The sequence below is a fragment of the Escherichia sp. E2586 genome (genome assembly GCF_005781105.1).
GTDB lineage: Bacteria > Pseudomonadota > Gammaproteobacteria > Enterobacterales > Enterobacteriaceae > Escherichia.
In genome coordinates, this window is the sequence record NZ_VATN01000018.1 from 51,990 (window position 1) to 69,697 (window position 17,708).

16 protein-coding genes are annotated in these 17,708 nt (G+C 49.2%); 9 read left to right on the forward strand and 7 right to left on the reverse strand.

Annotated elements, in window-relative coordinates; translation table 11 throughout:
- Nucleotides 1-16: 16 nt before the first annotated feature.
- Entirely contained in the window at nt 17-2,047 is a 2,031-nt protein-coding gene (gene malS, locus FEK50_RS16890) for an alpha-amylase (RefSeq protein ID WP_131161469.1), read from the reverse strand.
- A 320-nt stretch (nt 2,048-2,367) separates the two neighbouring features.
- Here malS and FEK50_RS16895 point away from each other — a divergent pair, with 320 nt between their 5' ends.
- A complete protein-coding gene (locus FEK50_RS16895) occupies nt 2,368-3,192 on the forward strand; it encodes a protein bax (RefSeq protein ID WP_130210032.1) in 825 nt (274 codons plus the stop codon).
- A gap of 128 nt (nt 3,193-3,320) precedes the next feature.
- Here the strand turns inward: FEK50_RS16895 and xylR are convergent, their stop codons facing one another.
- The 4 genes from xylR to xylF all read right to left on the reverse strand — a co-directional run bounded on the left by xylR (nt 3,321) and on the right by xylF (nt 8,347).
- Nucleotides 3,321-4,499 (reverse strand): D-xylose utilization transcriptional activator XylR, encoded by a 1,179-nt coding sequence (gene xylR / locus FEK50_RS16900; protein ID WP_130210034.1) that lies wholly within the window; start codon nt 4,497-4,499, stop codon nt 3,321-3,323.
- Between the two features lie 77 nt (nt 4,500-4,576).
- Nucleotides 4,577-5,758 carry a xylose ABC transporter permease XylH gene (gene xylH / locus FEK50_RS16905; RefSeq protein ID WP_131161470.1) on the reverse strand — a complete coding sequence of 394 codons (1,182 nt, stop codon included), beginning with the start codon at nt 5,756-5,758 and terminating at the stop codon, nt 4,577-4,579.
- A complete protein-coding gene (gene xylG, locus FEK50_RS16910) occupies nt 5,736-7,277 on the reverse strand; it encodes a D-xylose ABC transporter ATP-binding protein (RefSeq protein ID WP_131161471.1) in 1,542 nt (513 codons plus the stop codon). Before xylG ends, xylH begins: the two co-directional genes overlap by 23 nt.
- A 77-nt stretch (nt 7,278-7,354) precedes the next feature.
- Nucleotides 7,355-8,347, reverse strand: a complete 993-nt coding sequence (xylF, locus tag FEK50_RS16915; RefSeq protein WP_131161472.1) for a D-xylose ABC transporter substrate-binding protein — start codon at nt 8,345-8,347, stop codon at nt 7,355-7,357.
- 366 nt (nt 8,348-8,713) lie between these two features.
- Here xylF and xylA point away from each other — a divergent pair, with 366 nt between their 5' ends.
- The 4 genes from xylA to yiaA all read left to right on the forward strand — a co-directional run bounded on the left by xylA (nt 8,714) and on the right by yiaA (nt 12,552).
- Complete coding sequence (gene xylA / locus FEK50_RS16920) at nt 8,714-10,036, forward strand: xylose isomerase (RefSeq protein WP_130260109.1); 1,323 nt, start codon at nt 8,714-8,716, stop codon at nt 10,034-10,036.
- 70 nt (nt 10,037-10,106) lie between these two features.
- Entirely contained in the window at nt 10,107-11,561 is a 1,455-nt protein-coding gene (gene xylB / locus FEK50_RS16925; RefSeq protein WP_131161473.1) for a xylulokinase, read from the forward strand.
- A 166-nt stretch (nt 11,562-11,727) separates the two neighbouring features.
- Nucleotides 11,728-12,069: an inner membrane protein YiaB gene (yiaB, locus tag FEK50_RS16930; protein WP_130210044.1), complete on the forward strand. Its 342-nt coding sequence runs from the start codon at nt 11,728-11,730 to the stop codon at nt 12,067-12,069.
- 45 nt (nt 12,070-12,114) lie between these two features.
- A complete protein-coding gene (gene yiaA, locus FEK50_RS16935; protein ID WP_130210046.1) occupies nt 12,115-12,552 on the forward strand; it encodes an inner membrane protein YiaA in 438 nt (145 codons plus the stop codon).
- Nucleotides 12,553-12,588: 36 nt separating this feature from the next.
- Here yiaA and wecH read toward each other — a convergent pair whose 3' ends face one another.
- Entirely contained in the window at nt 12,589-13,584 is a 996-nt protein-coding gene (wecH, locus tag FEK50_RS16940) for an O-acetyltransferase WecH (RefSeq protein ID WP_131161474.1), read from the reverse strand.
- 174 nt (nt 13,585-13,758) lie between these two features.
- On the opposite strand from wecH, the gene FEK50_RS16945 reads away from it, so the two are divergent.
- The 4 genes from FEK50_RS16945 to hokA all read left to right on the forward strand — a co-directional run bounded on the left by FEK50_RS16945 (nt 13,759) and on the right by hokA (nt 17,619).
- The gene (locus FEK50_RS16945; protein ID WP_130210050.1) at nt 13,759-14,058 is read left to right on the forward strand and encodes a YsaB family lipoprotein; all 300 of its coding nucleotides are present in this window, start codon (nt 13,759-13,761) and stop codon (nt 14,056-14,058) included.
- A gap of 94 nt (nt 14,059-14,152) precedes the next feature.
- Entirely contained in the window at nt 14,153-15,064 is a 912-nt protein-coding gene (glyQ, locus tag FEK50_RS16950; protein WP_001168547.1) for a glycine--tRNA ligase subunit alpha, read from the forward strand.
- Between the two features lie 9 nt (nt 15,065-15,073).
- The gene (gene glyS / locus FEK50_RS16955; RefSeq protein ID WP_130210052.1) at nt 15,074-17,143 is read left to right on the forward strand and encodes a glycine--tRNA ligase subunit beta; all 2,070 of its coding nucleotides are present in this window, start codon (nt 15,074-15,076) and stop codon (nt 17,141-17,143) included.
- Between the two features lie 323 nt (nt 17,144-17,466).
- Nucleotides 17,467-17,619 (forward strand): type I toxin-antitoxin system toxin HokA, encoded by a 153-nt coding sequence (gene hokA, locus FEK50_RS16960; RefSeq protein ID WP_131161475.1) that lies wholly within the window; start codon nt 17,467-17,469, stop codon nt 17,617-17,619.
- On the opposite strand, the gene FEK50_RS24555 is transcribed toward hokA, so the two are convergent.
- Nucleotides 17,596-17,667, reverse strand: coding sequence for a hypothetical protein (locus FEK50_RS24555; RefSeq protein WP_240780253.1), 72 nt, complete (start codon nt 17,665-17,667; stop codon nt 17,596-17,598). The two genes, hokA and FEK50_RS24555, sit on opposite strands and share 24 nt — an antisense overlap.
- Nucleotides 17,668-17,708: the final 41 nt, after the last annotated feature.

Below are 17,708 nucleotides of genomic sequence, written 5' to 3' on the forward strand. Positions count from 1 at the left end.
CGGGAAGCCGGAAAAGTTACTGTTGCCCCGCCCAGACGACCATCACTTTATCGTCGCCGTGTTCACGGACAAATCCGTACCCCTGCTTCAGCGAAAGCGCCGTTTGTTTGCCTGCGCCAATGGCTGGATGCCGTGCGCGGAACTGACTGATGCGCTGCCAGTGCGCGACGCTGGTGGCAGATTTACCACTGATATCCTGCCAGTTCATATCAGAACGTGTGCCTTGTAGGGGATCAGAACCGGTGGGACCGAACGGACGTAAGGATTCATCACCGTAAAAGATTTGCACTGCACCTGGCGCGAGTAACAATAACTCTGCTGCTTTGTCGCCCCCTTCGCGGAACAAGCGGGTATCATGCGAGGAGAGATAGCTCAACACATTGAAATCTTGCAATTTCTCGGCCATTTGCTGCCAGGTGGTATCCATCTGCGCCAGGCAATCGACCGCTTTCGCCGCCTGTTCCTGATAATCGAAATTGATCATCGCGTCGAATCCGTGGCGGTAGTAGTCGCTTTGCATTACACCATGGCCCCAGGCCTCGCCGGTCATCCAGAAAGGTTTGTCATCTAATGCTTTCTCGGGGTTAGCTTTTTTCCATTCGCGAAGTGCGGCGCTGGCCTGAGTTTTCAGTTGCTGCCAGGCGGGCAACTCAACATGTTTGGCGGTATCGACCCGAAAACCATCAATACCGTAGTCGCGGACCCATTGGCTTAACCAGTGGGTTAAGTAATCACGCGGCGTATAGCCGTCAATGGCTTTGGCGTGGGTATCCGGTTTGTTTTTATAGAATACCGGCAGACCAGAAGCGGTAGTTGATTCGGTTTTGATATCCGGCAAAAAGGCTAGCGACATGGTGAGATCGTCGAATCCAGGATTGTCGTAATCGCCGATATCCGTTCTGATCCAGTTTTTTCCCCACCATTTATCCCAGCCTGCTTTGTCGCTGAAATTAATGTAATCGTTAAAGCTATGCCAGGTTTGCCCGGCGGCGGGTTTCCAGTTGCTCCAGTGGTCGCCCAGCGTTTTTTTCAGCTCGTCACCAGAAAGATATAACGCGCCGAACTGAAACTCCTGCATATCCGCCAGCGTGGCATAGCCGGTGTGGTTCATCACTACATCAAACAAAATGCGGATACCGCGTTGATGCGCGCTATCAACCAGCGTCCGTAGATCGGCTTCGTTGCCCATATTGGCATCAAGATTCGTCCAGTCCTGTGTGTAATATCCGTGGTAGGCATAATGTGGGAAATCGCCTTTTGTACCGCCGCCGACCCAGCCGTGAATTTGCTCAAATGGGGCGCTTATCCATAAAGCATTGACGCCCAGCTGCTGGAAATAATCCAGTTTGTTGGTCAGGCCGCGTAAATCACCGCCGTGGAAAGTGCCAATTTCCTCCATGCCGTCTTTATGACGTCCGTAGCTCTGGTCATTGCTGGGATCGCCGTTTTCGAAACGGTCTGTTAGTACAAAATAAATCGTGGCGTTATGCCAGTTGAAAGGGGCAGGTGCGTCAGTTGCCGCGCGTTCCAACAGAAGTAAACCATTGCTGGTGGCGGCAGGTTGTAACGTTATTTGGCCGTTCTTCACCGTCGCGATTTGCTGGCTGTAATAATCCCGGACTACCGTACCTTCCGGGAAAGTGCCGCTGACATTAAGCGTCAGTGGTTTTCCATCCCATTTGGGGCATTCACGAGCCAGGTTCGCTACCGGTTCGGCGGTGTTCTGGACCGAAATCATCAACGTTGGTGTGCCGGAGCGGGTATCTATTTGCAACGTATATTCACCGTTCCTGAACAATCGCCACTGAGGGGGCGTGCTGTCGCAAGGTTTGAGAGAAAGCATCTGATTGAGTTTTATCGCATCCGCAGGCTGCCAGCATTGTTGGTTAAAATTTAGCGTCAGCGGTCGCGTACCTTTGGTCAGCTGGGCATGACTAACAAATGTTCCTGCACTTTGTTCAGCAAAGGTGGGAAATCCCTGAGATGTCCAGTTGGCGGCAATGGCAACACTGGGCAGGAGTATCAGAAAACAGGCGGCAAGTTTCATAACGGATGAGTCCTTGTTGCTGCGAATTTCACCAGTTTGCCAGTGATAATACTGGTAAAACTCCTCCCTGATGAGGATTGCGCCAGGATGAGACGAAAGGGGGAGTATTTCACCTGAGATTTAAGCTTATTTTTTGCGATAAACCCCACATTTTCTGCGATTTAGCGCCAATCTGAACGGTTAACACGTGACATAGTTTCAGATTTGGACTATTCCTTGGGGTGCTCTTGACAGCTATTTTTGATATGATTTGAGATTCAACTCTCAAATTTGTGAAAAATATAAGGTGTTGGAATGATTAAATCCGACCAGGAGAACTGATGATTTTGACTCCCATACGACGATATGGGGCGATGATTCTTATGTTACTCACTCTGATGTTTTCGAGTGAGGTGTTAGCGAAAACGCACACGACAACAGCGAGTCAAAAGTCCCACATAACCAAAGCTAGTAATAAACAGGTAAGCAGTAAACAAGAGTATTCTCGCAATAGTGCAAAGAGCAGTTCACTTCCTGATTTGCGAAAATACCCTTCCGGAACACCAAGGAAAAAAGCGTTTCTCCGGACCGTAATGCCTTACATTACCAGCCAAAATGCTGCCATTACGGCGGAACGTAACTGGCTGATTTCAAAACAGTACCAGGGCCAATGGTCGCCTGCAGAGCGTGCGCGTCTGAAAGACATCGCCAAACGCTATAAGGTGAAGTGGTCTGGTAATACACGAAAAATCCCGTGGAATACGCTGCTTGAACGCGTAGACATTATCCCGACCAGTATGGTGGCGACGATGGCTGCGGCAGAAAGTGGTTGGGGTACGTCGAAGCTGGCGCGTAACAACAACAACCTGTTTGGCATGAAGTGCATGAAAGGGCGTTGTACCAATGCACCGGGTAAAGTGAAAGGCTACTCACAGTTCAGTTCTGTCAAAGAATCGGTGAGCGCCTATGTCACTAACCTGAATACGCACCCGGCTTACGCTTCGTTCCGTAAATCACGTGCACAATTGCGTAAAGCTGATCAGGAAATCACCGCCACAGCGATGATTCATAAGCTGAAAGGTTATTCAACGAAGGGACAGAGTTATAACAACTACCTGTTCGCGATGTACCAGGATAACCAGCGGTTAATCGCTGCGCATATGTAATTGTATTCCCTCGAGCCTTATCCGACTTGTTGGTCGGATAAGGCTTTTGCTCGCATCAGGTGGTTGTGCTGCGTTACCTGATGCGACGCTGGCGCGTCTTATCATGCCTGGCGGCTTTTCTCCTCCTGCTACAGCAGGACCTCGCTGTTTACATCGCGATACTCTTTCGGCGTTGTGTCATATGCTTTTTTAAATACAGAGTAGAAATATTGCAACGATGGATAACCGCACATTTGCGATATCTCGTTGATTGATAAGGTTGTTGAAATTAGCAGGCTGCGCGCTTTCTCCAGCTTCTCGGCATGAATCATTGCGTGTATGGTTTCGCCCACCTCTTCTTTAAAACGCTTCTCAAGATTGGAGCGTGATATGCCGACAGCGTCCAGTACCTGATCCACTTTAATCCCTTTGCAGGCGTGATTGCGGATGTAATGCATGGCCTGAATAACAGCCGGGTCGGTCAACGAACGGTAATCCGTAGAACGTCGTTCAATGACGCGTACTGGCGGGACCAAAATCCGCTGCAACGGCATCGCTTCTTTATCTAACAACCGATGCAGAAGTTTTGCCGCCTGATAGCCCATTTGCCGTGCACCCTGGGCAACCGAAGAAAGCGCGACGCGAGAAAGATAGCGGGTCAGCTCTTCGTTATCGATGCCAATTACGCATAATTTTTCCGGTACGGGAATATGCAGATGCTCGCAAACTTGCAGAATATGCCGCGCCCGGGCGTCAGTAACGGCAATAATCCCGGTTTGCGGTGGCAGCGTTTGCAACCAGTCGGCCAACCGGTTTTGCGCGTGCTGCCAGTTTTCTGGCGCAGTTTCCAGTCCCTGATAAACGACACCACGGTACTTTTCTTCGGCGACAAGCTGGCGAAAAGCATATTCGCGTTCGGCTGCCCATCTTTTGCCACTCGACTCCGGCAGACCATAAAAAGCAAAGCGGTTAACGCCTTTTTCTTTTAAATGCAAAAATGCGCTTTCAACCAGCGCATAGTTATCAGTGGCAATGTAATGTACGGGCGGATAGCTTTCTGCCAGGTGATACGAGCCGCCAACCCCGACAATGGGGACGTCGACATCAGCCAACGCTTGCTCGATTTGTTTATCGTCAAAGTCGGCAATAACGCCATCTCCTAACCAGTCCTTGATTTTATCAATGCGGGCGCGGAAATCTTCTTCAATGAAAATATCCCATTCCGATTGTGACGCCTGTAAATATTCCCCCACACCTTCTACAACTTGACGGTCATAGGCTTTATTAGCATTGAACAGTAATGTGATTCGGTGACGTTTAGTAAACATGGTTCTTTTCCTGCTGAATCATGCAAAAACTCAAAACCGGCAACACGTTACCGGTTTTGAGAAAATTTTTATCAAAATCAGGAACGGCGTTTGGTTGCGGAATCCATCCATACTGCCAGCAACAGAATCGCACCTTTGACGATATACTGCCAGAAGGTCGGAACATCCATCATACTCATGCCGTTATCCAGCGAAGCCATGATGAATGCCCCCATCACAGCCCCCGCAACACTCCCTACGCCGCCAGCCAGACTGGTGCCGCCAATCACGCAGGCTGCAATGGCATCCAGTTCGGCGATATTACCGGCAGAAGGCGAGCCTGCGCCAAGCCGTGAACTGAGGATTAACCCCGCGATGGCCACCATCAAACCGTTGATAGCAAACACGACAAGTTTGGTGCGTTCTACGTTAATCCCGGAGAGTCGCGCCGCTTCCAGATTGCCACCAATAGCGTAAATGCGCCGCCCGAAAGCTGTCCTTGTTGCCATAAACATGTCGCCGAGTAACAGCAACGTCAGCAGCAGGACAGGAGTAGGAACGCCACGGTAATCATTCAGTAGCCAGATTGCGCCTAATACGATGATGGCGGTCAAAGCCTGGCGACCGACCACCGCTGTAGATGCCGGAGACTGTAAACCCAAAGCTTGTCGGCGCATTCTTCCACGCCACTGCCAGCCGACAAAAGCCATTAAGCCAAGCGCGCCAATAATGAAACCGGTGCTGGCGGGTAGATAGCTCTGTCCAATTTGTGACATCGCGGCGCTGGTGGGGGAAACCGTCGTACCGTTAGTGATGCCAATGAGGATGCCGCGAAATGCCAACATGCCCGCCAGAGTGACAATAAATGAAGGCACTTTGCGGTACGCGACCCACCATCCATTCCATGCGCCGAGAAGCAGGCCCAGAACCAGCGTCACAATAATGGTGAGCGGCAGAGGCCAGCCTAACCAGACGTCGCAGATAGCGGCGACGCCGCCTAATAGCCCCATCATCGAGCCGACCGAGAGGTCGATTTCGGCAGAAATTATGACGAACACCATCCCTACCGCAAGGATGCCGGTAATCGCGGTCTGGCGCAGCAAGTTGGAGACGTTACGGGCGCTTAAATAGGCGCCGTCAGTAGTCCAGGTAAAGAACAGCATGATGGCGATGATTGCTGCAATCATCACGAAGACTTGTAAATTCAGTGACTTCAGCACAGAGAAGCCACCGGATGTCGGTACGGCTAATTTCACTTCAGACGGATTGCTTTTCGACATGATGTTCGCTCCTCAATGCGGCTTCCATCACCTGCTCCTGAGTCAGGTTATGATTTATCAGGTTGGCTTTTAGTTTTCCTTCATGCATCACCAGTACGCGATCGCTAAGACCAAGTACTTCAGGTAATTCAGAAGAGATGACAATAACGGCGATACCCTGCTGGACGAGTTGGTTAATTAATTTGTAGATCTCGTATTTCGCGCCAATATCGATACCCCTGGTAGGTTCATCAAGAATGAGAATGCGCGGGTTGAGTAACAGACAGCGTGCCAGGATCGCTTTTTGTTGATTGCCGCCGCTTAAACGTCCAATAGCAAGTTCCGGAGACGACGTTTTCACTTTGAGTCGCTGGATTGATTCCAGAATACATTTTTGCTCTGCGGCATCATCAAGCTGGCTAATACCCCCGGTAAATTTACTGAGTGCGGCGAGGGTAATATTTTTACCAACTGCCATTACCGGAACGATGCCATCACGCTTTCTATCTTCTGGCACCATTGCAATACCCTGGGAGATGGCGTGCTGGCAATTACGAATATCCACTTGTTTGCCATCAATATAGATTTTCCCTTCCCATTGTCCGGGCCAAACGCCAAAAAGGCATTGAATAGTTTCGGTGCGACCAGCGCCGACCAGTCCAGCAATCCCCAGTATTTCGCCACGTTTCAGGGAAAACGAGACATCGTTAACCCGTTTAATATGACGATTAACCGGATGCCATGCCGTCAGATGTTCTATACGTAATATTTCATCGCCAGTGGTATGTGGTTCGTTTGGGTACAGTGCCGTTAATTCTCGCCCAACCATCATGGTGATAATATCGTCTTCGCTCATTCCGGCTGCATCACGCGTACCTATGTGCTGACCGTCGCGAATAACACAAATTGTGTCGGAAATCGCTTTGACTTCGTTGAGCTTGTGAGAAATATAGATACATGCGATGCCGTGTTGTTGCAGATCGCGAATAATATCCAGTAAAACTGTGGTTTCCAGCTCAGTTAATGAGGCTGTTGGTTCATCGAGAATTAATAAACGCACCTGTTTATTTAGTGCCTTGGCAATTTCAACGAGTTGTTGTTGCCCAAGCCCTAAATCACCCACGCGGGTATCTGGTGAAATGGATAAGCTGACTTGCGCTAACAGTTTCTGACAGCGTAGCGTCATCAGGTCATAATCCATGACCCCATTGCGGGTTATCTCATTGCCAAGAAAGATATTTTCCAGCACGGTCAACTCTTTCACCAATGCTAATTCCTGGTGAATGATGGCAATACCTTTGCGTTCGGTATCGCGGATGTGACTTGCCTGTATTACTTCACCAGCAAAAGTAATTTCGCCTTCGTAACTGCCAAAGGGATAAATTCCGCATAGCACTTTCATTAATGTTGATTTACCAGAACCGTTCTCACCGCAAAGTGAGACGATCTCACCAGCATTTAGCCGTAAACTGACGTTATCTATCGCCTTTACGCTGCCGAAAGTTTTGGTAATGCTCTTCATTTCAAGTAGATAAGACATAACGACTCCACCTAAGCCAATCAGTTCATGCGGCATGGAGAGAAATCACGTCCCCGTTGTCGACAGGGACGTAACGCTTAAAGCTCGCTCTCCTTGTGGAAACCGTCTTTAATCACCGTGTCTTTGATGTTGTTTTTATTCACATCAATAGGTGTCAGCAGGCGGGATGGAACATCTTTCAGCCCATTATTCAGCGTGGTATCTGCTTTAGGTTGTTGAGCGTTACCCAGTTCAACGGCAATTTCCGCGGCAGTATTTGCCAGAAGAGTAATCGGTTTATACACCGTCATGGTTTGCGTACCCGCAGCAATACGTTTAATGCCGGCGAGATCCGCATCCTGACCGGAAATGGCGACTTTCCCTGACAAACCTTGCGCGCTTAATGCCTGAATAGCCCCGCCAGCAGTAGCATCGTTAGAAGCAACAACAGCGTCAATTTTGTTATTGTTGGCGGTCAACGCGTTTTCCATAATTTTCAGTGCGTTTTCTGGTAACCAGCCATCAACCCATTGGTCGCCTACGACTTTAATTTTCCCGGAGTCGACGTAAGGTTTTAATACTTTCATTTGCCCGGCGCGGAAAAGCTTAGCGTTGTTATCCACCGGAGAGCCGCCCATCAGGAAATAATTTCCTTGCGGGACGATATCGACCAGCGCTTTTGCTTGTAGTTCGCCCACTTTTTCGTTATCGAAAGAAATATAAAAGTCGATATCAGCATCATTAATCATGCGGTCGTAAGCTAATACTTTAATGCCTTCTTGTTTTGCTTCTTTTACAACGTTACTTAATACCTGTCCGTTATACGGAATAATGACAAGAACATCGACTCCCCGGTTAATCATGTTTTCAATCTGCGACATTTGAGTTTCTTCGTTGCCATTTGCAGACTGCACAAATACTTTTGCGCCGAGAGATTCAGCTTTTTTCACGAAAATATCCCGGTCTTTCTGCCAGCGCTCAAGACGGAGATCATCAATAGCCATACCAATTTTGACTTCTTTAGCATGTGCCGCAACGTTGGTTAGCAGAAGTGAGGTGCACAGGGTGAGTAAAATGTTCTTTATTTTCATGGTTCAGAGGCCTTCTTTTGTTAGAGGGTAGCTTTAAAAAGTAACAATCACCGCGTTAAACGTGACCAATTTTTAGCAACTAAATGGGGGAAAACAATTACAGATTTTTATCTTTCGATTACGATTTTTCGTTTATTTCTTGATTTATGACCGAGATCTTATTTTTGTTGGTTAATCGAATTTGTTGCATTTTTCTCTTCGAGTAATTACCCAATTTCATCATTCCATTTTATTTTGCGAGCGAGCGCACACTTGTGAATTATCTCAATAGCAGTGTGAAATAACATAATTGAGCAACTTAAAGGGAGTGCCCAATATTACGACATCATCCATTACCCGCGGCATTACCTGATTATGGAGTTCATTATGCAAGCTTATTTTGACCAGCTCGATCGCGTTCGTTATGAAGGCCCGAAATCCTCTAACCCGTTAGCATTCCGTCACTACAACCCCGACGAATTGGTGTTGGGTAAGCGTATGGAAGACCATTTGCGTTTTGCTGCTTGCTACTGGCACACCTTCTGCTGGAACGGGGCGGATATGTTTGGCGTAGGCGCGTTTAACCGTCCCTGGCAGCAACCTGGCGAGGCGCTGGCATTGGCGAAGCGTAAAGCAGATGTCGCATTTGAGTTTTTCCACAAATTACATGTGCCTTTTTATTGCTTCCACGATGTGGACGTTTCCCCGGAAGGCGCATCGTTAAAAGAGTACATCAATAACTTTGCGCAAATGGTCGATGTGCTGGCAGGTAAACAAGAAGAGAGCGGCGTGAAACTGCTGTGGGGAACCGCTAACTGCTTTACTAACCCACGTTATGGTGCGGGCGCAGCTACGAATCCCGACCCGGAAGTTTTCAGCTGGGCAGCAACACAAGTCGTTACGGCGATGGAAGCGACGCATAAACTGGGTGGTGAAAACTATGTATTGTGGGGCGGTCGCGAAGGTTACGAAACGCTGCTGAATACCGATTTGCGTCAGGAGCGTGAACAGATTGGCCGCTTTATGCAGATGGTGGTTGATCATAAACATAAAATCGGTTTCCAGGGTACCCTGCTTATCGAACCGAAACCGCAAGAGCCGACCAAACATCAATATGATTACGATGCCGCGACGGTCTACGGCTTCCTGAAGCAGTTTGGCCTGGAAAAAGAGATTAAACTGAATATTGAAGCAAACCATGCAACGTTGGCGGGGCACTCTTTCCACCATGAAATTGCCACCGCCATTGCGCTTGGTCTGTTCGGTTCTGTCGATGCTAACCGTGGTGACGCGCAGTTGGGCTGGGATACCGACCAGTTCCCGAACAGCGTGGAAGAAAATGCGCTGGTGATGTATGAAATTCTCAAAGCGGGCGGTTTTACCACCGGTGGTTTGAATTTCGATGCCAAAGTACGTCGTCAGAGCACCGATAAATATGACCTGTTCTACGGTCATATTGGCGCGATGGATACGATGGCACTGGCGCTGAAAATTGCAGCACGCATGATTGAAGACGGTGAGCTGGATAAACGCGTAGCGCAACGTTATTCCGGCTGGAATAGCGAACTGGGCCAGCAAATTCTGAAAGGCCAAATGTCACTGGCGGATTTAGCAAAATATGCCCAGGAACATAATCTTGCACCGGTGCATCAGAGTGGTCGCCAGGAGCAGTTAGAAAATCTGGTAAACCATTATCTGTTCGACAAATAACGGCTAACTGTGCAGTCCGTTGGCCCGGTTATCGGTAGCGATACCGGGCATTTTTTAAGGAACGATCGCTATGTATATCGGGATAGATCTTGGCACATCGGGCGTGAAAGTCATTCTGCTCAACAAACAGGGTGAGGTAATTGCTTCACAAACAGAAAAACTAACCGTTTCGCGCCCACATCCCCTCTGGTCGGAACAAGACCCGGAACAGTGGTGGCAGGCAACTGATCGTGCAGTGAGAACACTTGCGCGACAATGTTCTTTGCAAGAGGTTAAGGCGTTAGGTATTGCCGGACAGATGCACGGAGCAACGTTACTTGATGCTCGGCAGCAGGTATTACGTCCAGCGATTTTGTGGAATGACGGGCGCTGTGCGCAAGAGTGCGCTTTGCTTGAAGCACGAGTCCCGGATTCGCGCGCTATAACCGGCAACCTGATGATGCCCGGATTTACCGCGCCTAAGCTGCTGTGGGTGCAACGCCATGAGCCAGATATATTCCGTCAGGTAGACAAAGTTTTATTGCCAAAAGATTATTTGCGTCTGCGTATGACCGGAGAGTTTGCCAGTGATATGTCTGATGCGGCAGGCACCATGTGGCTGGATGTCGCGAAGCGTGACTGGAGTGATGTCATGCTGCAAGCTTGCCAGCTGTCCCGTGACCAGATGCCAGCATTATACGAAGGCAGTGAAGTTACTGGGACTTTGCTTCCCGAGGTGGCAAAAGCATGGGGAATGGCGGCAGTGCCCGTTGTAGCGGGCGGCGGCGATAATGCGGCTGGCGCGGTTGGTGTGGGTATGGTTGATGCCAACCAGGCAATGCTGTCGCTGGGAACTTCTGGTGTTTATTTTGCGGTGAGCGAAGGGTTCTTAAGCAAGCCGGAAAGCGCCGTACACAGCTTTTGCCATGCATTACCACAGCGTTGGCATTTAATGTCGGTGATGTTGAGTGCGGCATCGTGTCTGGATTGGGCCGCGAAATTAACCGGCCTGAGCAATGTTCCAGCCTTAATTGCAGCTGCGCAACAGGCAGATGAAAGTGCCGAGCCAATCTGGTTTTTGCCTTATCTTTCCGGCGAGCGTACTCCGCACAATAATCCACAGGCGAAGGGGGTTTTCTTTGGCCTGACCCATCAACACGGTCCTAATGAACTGGCGCGAGCAGTGCTGGAAGGCGTGGGTTATGCGCTGGCCGATGGCATGGATGTCGTGCACGCCTGCGGTATTAAACCGCAAAGTATTACCCTGATTGGTGGTGGAGCACGTAGTGAGTACTGGCGTCAGATGCTGGCGGATATCAGCGGTCAGCAGTTGGATTACCGCACGGGTGGTGATGTAGGGCCAGCACTGGGCGCTGCAAGGTTGGCGCAGATTGCGGTGAATCCAGATAAATCACTCAGTGAATTGTTGCCGCAACTGCCGTTAGAGCAGTCGCATATGCCGAACGCGCAGCATCATGCCGCTTATCAGCCACGACGCGAAACATTCCGTCGTCTCTACCAGCAACTTCTGCCACTAATGGCGTAAACTTATCCCCTGCCTGACCGGGCAGGGATAATTCCTGTCTATATAAATTATCAATTCATTAGTATTCAATATGAATTTATTCTGAAAATCATTTGTTAATGGTATTTTTCAGTTTTGTCTTTCGTTGGTTAATCGTAATGTATCGCTGGTAGATACGGAGATCATTATGAAAACCTCAAAGACTGTGGCAAAACTATTATTCGTTGTCGGGGCGTTGGTTTATCTGGTTGGGCTATGGATCTCATGCCCATTGTTAAGCGGCAAAGGCTATTTTCTCGGTGTGTTAATGACGGGAACGTTTGGCAATTATGCTTATCTTCGTGCTGAAAAACTCGGGCAACTGGATGACATGTTTATTCGCATCTGCCAGTTAGTTGCGTTAATCACTATCGGTCTGTTGTTTATCGGTGTTTTAAATGCACCTATCAATGCTTATGAAATGGTGATCTACCCCATCGCCTTTTTTGTCTGCTTGTTTGGTCAAATGCGTTTGTTTCGCTCGGCATGAGCAACATAAAGCTCTTACACATTCAGGAATGAAAGGAATACTGTGATGGAAAACAAAATATCAACCTATTCTCCAGCATTTAGCATTGTGTCATGGATAGCGCTTGGCGGCGGTATTGTTACCTATTTATTAGGGCTATGGAATGCGGAAATGCAGTTAAATGAAAAAGGATATTACTTTGCTGTTCTGGTGCTAGGACTATTTTCAGCCGCATCTTATCAAAAAACTGTGCGGGACAAATATGAAGGCATCCCCACTACATCCATTTATTATATGACCTGCCTGGTTGTCTTTATCATTTCTGTTGCATTACTGATAGTTGGTCTGTGGAATGCAACATTATTACTCAGCGAAAAAGGGTTTTATGGTCTGGCCTTCTTTTTAAGTTTGTTTGGTGCAGTAGCAGTGCAGAAGAATATTCGTGATGCTGGAGTTAATCCAACAAAAGAAACTGTGGTTGTTCAGGAAGAATATAGCGAATAATCCTTGTAAGCCCGGTCAATGTGACCGGGCTTTTGCTCAACTTACGAATCTGTTGCGGTCGATTCGTTGCACCAGCACAGAAAGTAATAAGCTTGTGGCCAGCGTGGCGCAGAAGATCCAGATAATATCCAGTATTGGCCAGTTTTTAAGCTCAATCCCCCGGGTACGCAGCGCATGGATAATCAATGCGTGGAACCCGTATATACCTAAAGAATGGCGTGATATCAGCCCAAGCCCGGGAACAGTGCGTGTATCCAGCGTATTTTTTACCAGCGTCAGTAACGCGATTGCACAGATAAAAACCATCGGTCCGCAATAGAGATACCAGGTATCGGCAAAATTTCCTCGCCACTGTAATTCATATAATGTCCCGCGAGAGATAATAAATACCCCCGCAACAAACAGCGTGGCGCTCACCCACGACAGTGATTTATGTTGCGTATCCATCATGCCAATGGCGCGGCCCAACATGCCATACAGGATGTAGTAAAAAGTATCGCCATTGATATATAAGTTAATCGGTAGCCATTCGAAGCTGTCGATCTTCTGTGGCACTGTGTTTGGGTTAGCGATGATGCCAATCACCACCATTAGTACCAGCAACATTTTACCGCTAACGTTTTTCACCTGAACCAGCGGCGAAACCAGATAAATCACCGCAATCGCGAAGAAAAACCATAAGTGATAAAACACAGGCTTTTGTAGCAGGTTTTTCAGCGCTAACTCCACATTGATAGCGGTAAAAAGCGCAATGTAGATCAACGCGATGACACTATAAAACAGCAGGCATAAGCCAATACGCAAAAAATGACGCGGCTGGGCACTACGTTCGCCAAAAAAGAGATAGCCGGAAATCATGAAAAATAGCGGCACGCTGACACGGGAGGCAGAATTTAGAACATTCGCGATATCCCAGGTTACGGGGCTAACGCTATGGGCGTTGGTTACATACCAGGTGGTAGTATGAATCATCACCACCATTAAACAGGCTATCCCTCGCAGGTTATCAATCCAATAAATTTTGGGCTGCATCTGTGTCTCTGTAACTGGTTAAAAAAAGGTCTGACCGATAAATCATTCAGCTGGTGCACTGGAATAATCCGAGTTTTATCTCTACAGCTTATAGAGGCTTGAGGAAATTCGTTAGATTCAGCCACTATACCGATATTAATAATAAGACTCACCTGCAAATAAGACGGTAATTTAATGATGATGAACTCTTTCTTTCCAGCAATGGCACTTATTGTGTTAGTGGGATGCTCGACACCGCCACCCGAGCAGAAAGCACAGCGGGTAAAGGTTGAGCCGCTGCGTTCATTGAATATGGAAGCATTGTGCAAGGGTCAGGCAGCAAAACGTTATAACACCGGCGAGCAAAAAATCGACGTCACTGCCTTTGAACAGTTCCAGGGAAGCTACGAAATGCGTGGTTATACCTTCCGGAAAGAGCAGTTTGTCTGTTCTTTTGACGCAGATGGCCATTTTTTGCATCTTTCCATGCGTTAAGCCCTGCTTTTTCCCGTTTCGTACTGTATATCTTCCATCCAGCGGGTATACTGATCCCTTCCTTTAAATCCACACGTATCCAGCACGAAATAATATGCAAAAGTTTGATACCAGGACCTTCCAGGGCTTGATCCTGACCTTACAGGATTACTGGGCTCGCCAGGGCTGCACCATTGTTCAACCATTGGACATGGAAGTCGGCGCGGGAACCTCTCACCCAATGACCTGTCTGCGCGCGCTGGGGCCAGAACCGATGGCGGCTGCTTATGTTCAGCCTTCTCGTCGCCCGACCGATGGTCGCTACGGCGAAAACCCCAACCGTTTACAGCACTACTATCAGTTCCAGGTGGTGATTAAGCCATCGCCGGACAATATTCAGGAGCTGTACCTCGGTTCTCTGAAAGAGCTGGGCATGGACCCGACTATCCACGATATCCGTTTCGTGGAAGATAACTGGGAAAACCCGACGCTGGGTGCCTGGGGGCTGGGCTGGGAAGTGTGGCTGAACGGCATGGAAGTGACGCAGTTCACTTACTTCCAGCAGGTTGGTGGTCTGGAGTGTAAACCGGTTACCGGCGAGATCACCTACGGTCTGGAACGTCTGGCAATGTACATTCAGGGCGTAGACAGCGTTTACGACCTGGTCTGGAGCGACGGCCCGCTGGGTAAAACCACCTACGGCGACGTGTTCCATCAGAACGAAGTGGAGCAGTCCACTTACAACTTCGAATACGCGGATGTGGACTTCCTGTTCACCTGCTTCGAGCAGTACGAGAAAGAAGCCCAGCAGCTGCTGGCGCTGGAAAGTCCGCTGCCGCTGCCAGCCTACGAACGTATTCTGAAAGCCGCCCACAGCTTCAACCTGCTGGATGCGCGTAAAGCCATCTCCGTCACCGAGCGTCAGCGCTACATTCTGCGCATTCGCACCCTGACCAAAGCAGTGGCAGAAGCATACTACGCTTCCCGTGAAGCCCTCGGCTTCCCGATGTGCAACAAAGATAAGTAAGAGGCGGCTATGTCTGAGAAAACTTTTCTGGTGGAAATCGGCACTGAAGAGCTGCCACCAAAAGCACTGCGCAGCCTGGCTGAGTCCTTTGCTGCGAACTTTACTGCGGAGCTGGATAACGCTGGCCTCGCACACGGCACCGTTCAATGGTTTGCTGCTCCGCGTCGTCTGGCGCTGAAAGTAGCTAACCTGGCGGAAGCACAGCCGGATCGCGAAATCGAAAAACGTGGCCCGGCAATTGCCCAGGCGTTCGACGCCGAAGGCAAACCGAGCAAAGCGGCAGAAGGTTGGGCGCGTGGTTGCGGTATTACCGTTGACCAGGCAGAGCGCCTGACCACTGACAAAGGTGAATGGCTGCTGTATCGCGCCCACGTGAAAGGCGAAAGTACCGAAGCACTGCTGCCGAATATGGTTGCGACTTCGCTGGCGAAACTGCCGATCCCGAAACTGATGCGCTGGGGCGCGTCTGACGTACACTTCGTGCGTCCGGTTCACACCGTAACCCTGCTGCTGGGCGACAAAGTTATTCCGGCGACGATCCTGGGCATTCAGTCCGATCGCGTGATTCGCGGTCACCGCTTTATGGGCGAACCGGAATTCACTATCGACAATGCCGATCAGTATCCGGAGATTCTGCGTGAGCGCGGGAAAGTCATCGCCGATTATGAAGAACGTAAGGCGAAGATTAAAGCCGATGCCGAAGAAGCAGCGCGTAAGATTGGCGGTAACGCTGACTTAAGCGAAAACCTGCTGGAAGAAGTGGCTTCTCTGGTTGAATGGCCAGTTGTTCTGACCGCGAAATTCGAAGAGAAATTCCTCGCTGTGCCGTCTGAAGCACTGGTTTACACTATGAAAGGTGACCAGAAGTACTTCCCGGTGTACGCGAACGACGGCAAACTGCTGCCGAACTTTATCTTCGTTGCCAACATCGAATCGAAAGATCCGCAGCAAATTATCTCCGGTAACGAGAAAGTCGTTCGTCCACGTCTGGCAGATGCCGAGTTCTTCTTCAACACCGACCGTAAAAAACGTCTGGAAGATAACCTGCCGCGCCTGCAAACCGTGCTGTTCCAGCAACAGCTGGGTACGCTGCGCGACAAAACTGACCGCATTCAGGCGCTGGCTGGCTGGATTGCTGAACAGATTGGCGCTGACGTCAACCACGCAACCCGTGCGGGTCTGCTGTCTAAGTGTGACCTGATGACCAACATGGTCTTCGAGTTCACCGACACCCAGGGCGTTATGGGGATGCACTACGCGCGTCACGATGGCGAAGCGGAAGATGTCGCTGTTGCGCTGAACGAGCAGTATCAGCCGCGTTTTGCCGGTGATGACCTGCCGTCTAACCCGGTGGCCTGTGCGCTGGCGATTGCTGACAAGATGGACACCCTGGCGGGTATCTTCGGTATTGGTCAGCATCCGAAAGGCGACAAAGACCCGTTTGCGCTGCGTCGTGCCGCACTTGGCGTGCTGCGTATTATCGTTGAGAAGAACCTCAACCTTGATCTGCAAACGCTGACCGAAGAAGCGGTGCGCTTGTACGGTGATAAGCTGACCAACGCCAACGTGGTTGATGACGTTATCGACTTTATGCTTGGTCGCTTCCGCGCCTGGTATCAGGACGAAGGTTACACCGTTGACACCATCCAGGCGGTACTGGCGCGTCGTCCGACTCGTCCGGCAGATTTCGATGCTCGTATGAAAGCAGTATCGCACTTCCGTACGCTGGATGCGGCGGCTGCACTGGCGGCGGCGAACAAACGTGTATCCAACATTCTGGCGAAATCTGCCGAAGTGCTGAGCGATCGCGTGAATGCCTCTACCCTGAAAGAGCCGGAAGAAATTAAGCTGGCGATGCAGGTTGTGGTGCTGCGCGACAAACTGGAGCCGTACTTTGCTGAAGGTCGTTACCAGGATGCGCTGGTCGAACTGGCCGAGTTGCGTGAACCGGTAGATGCTTTCTTCGATAAAGTGATGGTCATGGTTGATGATAAAGATCTGCGTATCAACCGTCTGACCATGCTGGAAAAACTGCGCGAATTATTCCTGCGCGTTGCGGATATTTCGCTGTTGCAGTAATAACACTGTTATTAAATAGCCTGCCACTTGGCAGGCTTTTTTTATCGCTAAATAATACAGCTACCTTTAATAATTTTCTGCTGAATAAAAGTTATCTCATATATTAATTTCATGAGATTTTTTTAGGATTTTATTAAGGAGAGGAAAGGAATTTATTACGCTAGAATAGCTGTGGGTGCTTGAGACTGTTTGTCTCAGGTATTCACCGAAAGGCAGACAGAGAAAAGCCCCACCTGACTATAAATCAAAGTGAGGCTACCTCTATGCCTGAACACCATAAGGTTAGCCTCTTACTCGTTGGAAATCAACACAGGAGGCTGGGAATGCCGCAAAAATACGGATTACTTTCTTTAATAGTGATTTGTTTCACGCTTTTATTTTTCACCTGGATGGTAAGAGATTCACTGTGTGAATTGCATATTAAACAGGAGAGTTATGAGCTGGCGGCGTTTTTAGCCTGCAAATTGAAAGAGTAAGAGTCTTCGGCGGGAAGTTATTCCCGCCTTTCTTACGGTGTTGGGTATTCTCAATGCACCCTAATTTATTTCCTTGATGAATATTATTT

What these genes read in the sequence shown, in the direction of transcription:
- xylA (WP_130260109.1), top strand. Translation starts at nt 8,714, where the DNA reads ATGCAAGCTTATTTTGACCAGCTCGATCGCGTTCGTTATGAAGGCCCG.
- wecH (WP_131161474.1), bottom strand. Translation starts at nt 13,584, where the DNA reads ATGCAGCCCAAAATTTATTGGATTGATAACCTGCGAGGGATAGCCTGT.
- FEK50_RS16945 (WP_130210050.1), top strand. Translation starts at nt 13,759, where the DNA reads ATGATGATGAACTCTTTCTTTCCAGCAATGGCACTTATTGTGTTAGTG.
- glyQ (WP_001168547.1), top strand. Translation starts at nt 14,153, where the DNA reads ATGCAAAAGTTTGATACCAGGACCTTCCAGGGCTTGATCCTGACCTTA.
- glyS (WP_130210052.1), top strand. Translation starts at nt 15,074, where the DNA reads ATGTCTGAGAAAACTTTTCTGGTGGAAATCGGCACTGAAGAGCTGCCA.
- xylG (WP_131161471.1), bottom strand. Translation starts at nt 7,277, where the DNA reads ATGTCTTATCTACTTGAAATGAAGAGCATTACCAAAACTTTCGGCAGC.
- yiaA (WP_130210046.1), top strand. Translation starts at nt 12,115, where the DNA reads ATGGAAAACAAAATATCAACCTATTCTCCAGCATTTAGCATTGTGTCA.
- xylB (WP_131161473.1), top strand. Translation starts at nt 10,107, where the DNA reads ATGTATATCGGGATAGATCTTGGCACATCGGGCGTGAAAGTCATTCTG.
- malS (WP_131161469.1), bottom strand. Translation starts at nt 2,047, where the DNA reads ATGAAACTTGCCGCCTGTTTTCTGATACTCCTGCCCAGTGTTGCCATT.
- FEK50_RS16895 (WP_130210032.1), top strand. Translation starts at nt 2,368, where the DNA reads ATGATTTTGACTCCCATACGACGATATGGGGCGATGATTCTTATGTTA.
- yiaB (WP_130210044.1), top strand. Translation starts at nt 11,728, where the DNA reads ATGAAAACCTCAAAGACTGTGGCAAAACTATTATTCGTTGTCGGGGCG.
- xylH (WP_131161470.1), bottom strand. Translation starts at nt 5,758, where the DNA reads ATGTCGAAAAGCAATCCGTCTGAAGTGAAATTAGCCGTACCGACATCC.
- xylF (WP_131161472.1), bottom strand. Translation starts at nt 8,347, where the DNA reads ATGAAAATAAAGAACATTTTACTCACCCTGTGCACCTCACTTCTGCTA.
- xylR (WP_130210034.1), bottom strand. Translation starts at nt 4,499, where the DNA reads ATGTTTACTAAACGTCACCGAATCACATTACTGTTCAATGCTAATAAA.
- hokA (WP_131161475.1), top strand. Translation starts at nt 17,467, where the DNA reads ATGCCGCAAAAATACGGATTACTTTCTTTAATAGTGATTTGTTTCACG.